General features: G+C 47.0%; 4 protein-coding genes. 1 reads left to right on the forward strand and 3 read right to left on the reverse strand.

Annotated elements, in window-relative coordinates; genetic code table 11:
* On the forward strand, positions 1 to 741 hold a 741-nt coding region (locus RJ53_RS11055), incomplete at its 5' end, for a hypothetical protein (protein ID WP_211531692.1).
* A gap of 742 nt (positions 742 to 1,483) precedes the next feature.
* Here the strand turns inward: RJ53_RS11055 and RJ53_RS11060 are convergent.
* The 3 genes from RJ53_RS11060 to RJ53_RS11070 all read right to left on the reverse strand — a co-directional run bounded on the left by RJ53_RS11060 (position 1,484) and on the right by RJ53_RS11070 (position 6,587).
* The gene (locus RJ53_RS11060) at positions 1,484 to 2,578 is read right to left on the reverse strand and encodes a hypothetical protein (RefSeq protein WP_211531693.1); all 1,095 of its coding nucleotides are present in this window, start codon (positions 2,576 to 2,578) and stop codon (positions 1,484 to 1,486) included.
* A gap of 1,605 nt (positions 2,579 to 4,183) precedes the next feature.
* Positions 4,184 to 5,341: a hypothetical protein gene (locus RJ53_RS11065; protein WP_211531694.1), complete on the reverse strand. Its 1,158-nt coding sequence runs from the start codon at positions 5,339 to 5,341 to the stop codon at positions 4,184 to 4,186.
* A 199-nt stretch (positions 5,342 to 5,540) separates the two neighbouring features.
* Positions 5,541 to 6,587, reverse strand: a complete 1,047-nt coding sequence (locus tag RJ53_RS11070) for a hypothetical protein (RefSeq protein WP_211531695.1) — start codon at positions 6,585 to 6,587, stop codon at positions 5,541 to 5,543.
* Between the last annotated feature and the right edge of the window lie 823 nt (positions 6,588 to 7,410).

Genomic DNA, 7,410 nt, shown 5'->3' on the forward strand with positions numbered 1-7,410 from the left:
TTCATCTCCGGTCTCGTCTCCTACTTCATCTCCGGTTTCATCCTCGGCTTCATCTCCGGTCTCGTCTCCTACTTCATCTCCGGTCTCGTCTCCTACTTCATCTCCGGTTTCATCGCCTACTTCATCTCCGGTTTCTTCCTCGGCTTCATCTCCGGTTTCTTCCTCGGCTTCATCTCCGGTTTCTTCCTCGGCTTCATCCCCGGTTTCTTCCTCGGTTTCATCTCCGGTCTCTTCTCCTACTTCCTCCCCGGTTTCTTCCTCGGTTTCATCTCCGGTCTCTTCTCCTACTTCATCTCCGGTCTCTTCTCCTACTTCATCTCCGGTTTCCTCCCCGGTCTCTTCTCCTACTTCATCTCCGGTTTCATCGCCTACTTCATCCCCGGTTTCGTCACCTACTTCATCGGCTTCTTCGCCCTCTTCCCCTCCTTCTTCTCTGTCCTCTTCTCTATTCGAGTCTCCAAAATCATCCCCGGAGTAATCTCCGGCTTCCTCTTCGTCTCCGTCTTCAGGTTGTTCTCCGAAATCATCCCCGGAGTAATCCCTGGTTTCCTCTTCATCTCCGTCTTCAGATTGTTCTCCAAAATCATCCCCGGAGTAATCCCCGGTTTCTTCCTGGTATCCTTCTTCGTCTCCTGTATCATCTCCATATTCTCCTTCCGGTTGACTGCCACTCATCAAAGGGCCATTCTCAACAGAGTCGGATGCCTCCCGATTGGCAGAACCCGGAATAATAGTGGCTGATAGAATCAGGATCACGATTATCAGCGTGATCCAGGTATTCGGTTGTTTCATAATGGATCAACCTCTCCCGGTTGTTCGGCAGTGTCTGCCGAACATCGTCTTCTCTTTCGCTGCCCTCCTTAGCGATATATCGTTCATTTCTGTTCTTTGTCCCTCATACAAGGCCCAATATGTAATCAGATACGTACCTGCATCTGCAATTTTTAAATAAGAGAAGAATTCAAACTGATTGCCGACCGGGACACGCATGGATTCCACTTGATTGGTATTGATGACAATACCATTCCGGGAGAGCCCTGTTTTCAGAACTACACGGGATGCAATCTCTCCAGGATTGGATAAGATATCATTGAGTGAAGTGGGAGTGCCCGCCTGTATCATACTCTCATACCAGAGATTGACATTGATGCCCTGATCTCCAGGATTACAGATACTCAATGATCGCTCATAGCTTCCATCACATTTGAAGTGATTGATCTCGGTCTCCTGTGGTCTGATACCCGTCCCTGCAGCGAACGCAGGCTGGTAGAGGGGCATCAGCAAAGCTCTGGCGGTGAAAAACATATCTGATGCACCTATAGTACTCATGGTACCTTCCCGTATCTGCTACAGAATCACTCTCTTAACGAAAAAAATCGGGACCATATGCCGTTTAGCGACATATGTCCCCGTCGAACTGGCTCTGAACTGATCTCAGTCCAGATCAGATCCCATGCAGGGTAGTAATATACTGGTTTTATGCTTATGGGCTGATGTCCCACCATGGATCGGCAGTGATCGTCATTGTACCAATGTGTGAATCATTGCTCCATGCTTTGAGGACTTTAATCTTGAAGTCGAGTTTTATTGTGTTGCAGAGTGGCAGCGGGTTGGGCAGCGTAATTTCCTCTTCGGGCATATACTCAACCCAGTTGTCTGAGTTGTCGCCAAGCCGTGCACCATAATTGACATCCCATCTGTATGCACCATTGACGAGTGACTTGCCAATACCCATGTCATCCTGCTCAATGGAGATTGACATCCAGGTGTTGCCGATGTTCCTGATGGTTGGCTTGTCTGCAGTGCCAAATGTTGCATCACCGCTGATTGGCTTCCAGTTATTGACCGAGACTGATCCATAGTTTACGGATGCGAAGTCAAGCTCAAATGCTGCAACCGGAACATAATAGAACTGGCTTGCAACTGGTGCACTTGGGTTGTCGTTGTTGTCAAAAGCGGTTGTCTCGACTGGATACCATCCGCCTGGCTGTTTGTAGTACTTGTCTGCACAGCCCCAGAAGAGCTTCGCCTCATCCTGGCTCAGCTTATAATCAATTTCCTCCCAGGTGGCACCGTTGAAGGTAACAAGACCTGCAAGATATGCAGCCTCAAGAGCAGCTCTGGCGGCAGCCTTGTCATCTTCATTGTTCACTTCGTAGTATTCGCTGGCGATGACCTGATACTTCTTGGATCCATCCCACTCGTTCCATACTGTACCTGTGGTCTGATCCTCCAGTCCCTGGGCGTTGCCCAGTGGGTGATAGACCTTGTTGGATACCTGAACGATTGTGTCTGGTCCCTGTGCATCATAGACGACTGCATAGTAGCAGAGAGTCTTGTAGGCATCATATTCTACAGGTGGCATGAACTGGGGCAGATCTACCTGGTGTGTCGGGTCGCCGTTTTCCAGTTCAGGGGTTAAATCCTGTTGCCATACTGCCATCACCCAGGGGGGGTCTCCTCCACCCGACTGGATAGTAGCTGATGTAACCACCTCATCGGCGCTCACCGGTATCGCAAAAAATGCGAGTACCATCATCAGTGCAACCAGAGTGGCTGCAGCTTTTCCGATCATCATTTTTGTTCCTCCTTTACTCTTCGATCCGGGTGGCAGGAATGGGTGCTTCAGATCGTATGGCACGGTAGGTGATTTCTCTGTCCTGCAAAGGTCATTGACCTTTTTTTTATCATGTGGATGTCCGGGAAATCACCCCCTCCAATCAGGGTTTGCCTGTTCTTTGGAGCTGCCGTACCCGGACAGGCTTCTGTATCTACCTGTGCTGATAGTAGCTATATCTTAGAAATATATATAATTATTCATTATATTAATTTACGAATATATTATAAAAACAGAGTGAGGAATAAAAGCATTATGATTAGGCTCTCTTTCGTACATCCGTTTTTTTGAAAAATTATACATCTACTATTGATTATTGTATTTATGTAGCACGTTAACTGGTGAAAAATTCCTTCAATTGACTCATCGAATTTTCACTATTGTGTGAGGTCTCTTTCAAACCGATAACTGGTCTGAATACTTCTGCCTTTTCTTATGAATTGCCGTTTCGCTGTCGTGAAATCAATTTTAATCTCGATTTCAGCCTGTGCATCTCCATTCTATGGGTATGCGCCCTCATCATGGCTTCGATTTCGGGATCGTTGTAGAAAATGATATGCGTCTCTTATCCGCTCGTTTCTCTCTTCGAATGTCTCTTCTCCTCTTGAGGGTATAGTTCTCCTGCGGCCTTGGTTGCAGTCATCGAGCTTTCCCAGACGATATGGTGGCAGAATCTGATCTCAGGGTATTCTGCCAGGCACCCTTCCGGTATTCTGAAATGAAAGCAATCGCATTCTTGTCATAGGTCGTTTTATCCACCACTTTCCCCACAAAGATATCTCAAATTTATGACAGCTCCCGCCAGAATGAGAACCATCCCGCTTCTCCATAGTGATGTTGCACAACAGACGATCAGGGGTATAGAAGAAGCGTATCTCCTATTTTGCACTCGTGCGGATGTACCACTCCGGGGACCTCCCGAATCGGCCAAATCTTGCCGTTATCTGGAGAAGGACGGCCGTTACAAACTGAGATTTCCTGCATCGCATATCACGATACGGAACGGCTATGTCACCCTCGGGAGATCACGGACATTTAAAAAACAGCAATGCATTAACCTGGAAAGAACCGACCTTCAAAATTCTGTCACAGATCCAGCCAGAAAAGATCCGTGAAATGACCCTTGGTCCAGTTTATAAGAGATTACGCGGTGGCTGTATCAGAGCAACTCCGACATCGTGATCAATGTGGACGAGAATGGTGCGTTAAACCCTTTGAGGAAAGCAGCTGGGGATTTGGTTATGAAGCCGATAATCAGGTGCAGTCGTGTCAACCGGCTGGTACGAATATGGCTCAACTACCAGCAACCTTCGTACAGATGAAATTGCATTATCTCTTGTACAACCGATATTGCAATCCCTTCCCTTCAGGGTGGGGTTGTTGATACCAACTATTCATCAGTAAGGACGGCAGCATCCTTTTGTGGTAGACCGGGAGGGATCACCGGCCCCTCTTTCCATATCACCAAATAGCGTAATTCATCCTCAGAATGCCTGGGATCATCAGGAAAAAAGTATTTGGTGTTTCCTCAATCTGTTGAGATTCCTTATGCACTCGCCTGATCGATCACCCTCTTCTCTTCAGCCGGCCCCCTGTCGCAAATATAATCAGCATCATCGCAGCACCAATGACAGAAACCGGCGAGAGTGGTGAAGCCTGTGGTTCTGCCGATGATCCACCTTCCGATACTGTCAGCGACACGTCTTTCATCTCGGTTCTCTGTCCTTCATACAATGCCCAGTATTTGATCTGGTACTCTCCGGGCTCTGCAACAGTTAGGTAGGAGAAGAGCTCTGATCTGCCTCCGACCGGGACAAGAACGGTGTCACCGGAGATGGCGTTGATAAAGTTGCCGTTTTGATAGATTTCAGCATTCAGAACTGCACGGGTTGCAATTTTTCCGGTATTAGTAAAGATACCGTTGAGCTTAATGGGTACCCCCGTCTGCATCATCCCCTCATACTGAAGGTCGCTCAGTGTTCCTTCCCGGCTGAGCTGACCGTATGGAAAGACCTCAAAGTCCATCTCCTGTGAGGCTATCTGTTCCCCACGGAGCATACCGACGACGTTTGCTGTGTATGTTCCCGGTTCCAGTCCTTCGGTGGACCATTCAACCAGAATCGACTCAATTGTCTCTGGAGTAACCCTTTTCTCACTTGAGCGCGCCTCTCCAATGACCTCCCCATCCTTTTTTATGGTGCTGTGAATCTCAGGTGAGACGATAACATTACCGGTATTTCGAAACTGGACATCAATTACCAGTGGCACGCCTGTCTCGGTGTTTGCAACACTGATACCTTCAACCTTTCCGGATACTATCTCCCTGCCAATAACATGAATCGTGACCACAGATCGCGCCCTGAGAACAGTCCCAACTCCACCTGCCATGGCTTCTTCGCTTTGTGTTTCAGCGACAATTCGCGCCTGATACATCTCAGTCGGTGTATCTTCCGGTACGATAACCTTGAAAAGCAACTGGACATTTTCCCTGGCAGGTATGAATAGCTCAGAGATCTCTGTTTGTCTGTTATCCAGTCGGTATAGGGCAATCCAGTCGCCTGCTGCCCCCTCTGTCCGGACATTGATATTCACTCCCTGATCTGCGGGATTAAAGATGGTCAATGATCGCTCGTAGGTTCCTCCACGAGTAGCCTGATTGATGGTAACCTCGTTAGGTCCAATGCCTATACCTGCAGCTAAGGCAGGCTGGCAGAGTAGCACCATCAGGGTTATGATGGCCAGTGTTACCGATAATACATATCTCCTCTTCATTTTTATGTTCCTCCCTTCCAATACAGAAATTATGCCAGATCCGCTAAATCGGGAGCATGCCTTCGTGGCATATTCCTGTTATCCGATGTACATCTCTTCTTTGTCCCCCCGATCTCATGCAGTCGGGTGGTAATACTCAATTATACTTTGGTTAATCTCCCCACCATGGCTCGGCAGTCAGCGTCATTGTACCGTTATAGGTACTTCCACTCCATGCCTTCAGGACCTGAATTTTAAAGTCGAGCTTTCGTGTGTTGCATAGAGGCAGATGGTTGGGAAGGACAACCTCTTCATAGGGCTCATATTCCCTCCAGTCATCTGAATTATCCCCAAGCCGGGCACCGTATTTGACATCCCATCGGTCTACTCCATTCACAAGAGACGTACCAATACTCATATCATTCTGCTCGATGGCGATCTTCAGATAGGTGTTACCGATGTTTCGTGCAGTTGGCCTGTCGGATGTACCAAAGGTTATATCCCCGCTGATAGGTTTCCAGTAATTGAGTGCGATATCCCCGTAATCGATTGCATTAAAATCAAGCTCAAAGGCTGCAACCGGGACATTATAATATGTGCTTACAACCGGGTCACTGGGGTTATTATTGTGATCAAAGGCGGTTGTCATGACCTTGAACCAGCCCGCAGGATAGTTGTAATAATTATCTGCACAACCCCAGAAGAGCTTCGCTTCGTCCTGGCTTAGCATATAATCAACTTCTTCCCAGGTGGCATCATTGAATGTTACAAGCCCGGCAAGATATGCAGCCTGAAGGGTTTCTCTTGCGGCAGTTTTGTCATCCTCATCGTTTACTTCGTAATAGTTGCTGCCAATAACCTGATACCTGTATCGCTGATCCCACTGGAACCAACCTGAACCGGTGCTGTATCCATCCAGCTGTTGTACATTCCCCATTGGGTTGTAGACCTGATGAGAAACCTGGGTGATTGTGTCTGGTCCCTGAGCATCAAAGACCACTGCAAAATAACAGATCTTCTTATTGCCCCGAAATTTAACAGGTGGCATAAATTGAGGTCCCGGTATCATATGATCCGGATCTCCGTCTTCCAGTGCATCCGTTGTATCCTGTTGCCATACTGCCATAAGCCATGGGGGATCTCCTCCACCTGACTGGATAACAACATTTGTCGCCACCGTATCGGCGCTTGCCGGTACTGCGACTAACGCAACTATCATTATTAATACAACCGTTATGGTTGTTGTTTTCCCTATTATCATCAAATTTTCCTCCTTTGATCATGTAATTCTGATGACCGTCACCGTTCAATCGAATCATATGGCACTGGTGTAGCAAATCTCTCCCACCCACTGTGCTGCTATATCTCATCGCCAGGCAGGAATGTATCCCTGACTCAACTCCATCTGCTCGTTGGTACCGTCATCTCCTGACAGGTTTCTCTGTCTACCTGTGCCAATGGTAATAATAACTGCATAATATATATAAATAACTATTATATTTATTTATTATTATTATTTATAAAACCTTCTTTTTGATATTGACGCTAAACCCAAGAACTTTGATGAATCTATATCGTATTATCAGATCAATATCAACTATTAGATGAAATGTCCATATATCCACTCTGCAAGCCTCTTTTTACAACATCTCAATAGATGGATATCAAGGTACCCGTCAATTATCCTCTCTACAAAGATATTTTCGTCAATAATTGGGTGTAAATTCTTTATTGGTCAGGATCACCTGAAGGCAGGTTTGGATACTGATATCGTCTCCCTCTCTGTTTAGATCGTCTTGGACAACCTATGATCATACAAATTTCTGCGCTCTGTAGACATGATTGAATTGATAAGGGTGCGTCCCTTTGTATGGAATATAGGGGTTTGATTCGGCCGTGCTTTTTAGCATCATCTTTCCACCTTCAGCAGACGACAACATTTAACTCCACAGGCGAGAAGTCCCCTTGCGCAAGCTGGGGGATGAGAGCCGTCTACGAGCTCCCGCAACCTTTATGGTTCCTCACACCTGATAGCAACTATG

It is taken from the genome of Methanocalculus chunghsingensis (assembly GCF_018132105.1).
Taxonomy (GTDB): Archaea; Halobacteriota; Methanomicrobia; order Methanomicrobiales; family Methanocorpusculaceae; genus Methanocalculus; species Methanocalculus chunghsingensis.

Excerpts from the sequence above, each read along its gene's own strand:
- RJ53_RS11070 (WP_211531695.1), bottom strand. The coding sequence starts at position 6,587 with ATGATAGTTGCGTTAGTCGCAGTACCGGCAAGCGCCGATACGGTGGCG.
- RJ53_RS11065 (WP_211531694.1), bottom strand. The coding sequence starts at position 5,341 with ATGGTGCTACTCTGCCAGCCTGCCTTAGCTGCAGGTATAGGCATTGGA.
- RJ53_RS11060 (WP_211531693.1), bottom strand. The coding sequence starts at position 2,578 with ATGATGATCGGAAAAGCTGCAGCCACTCTGGTTGCACTGATGATGGTA.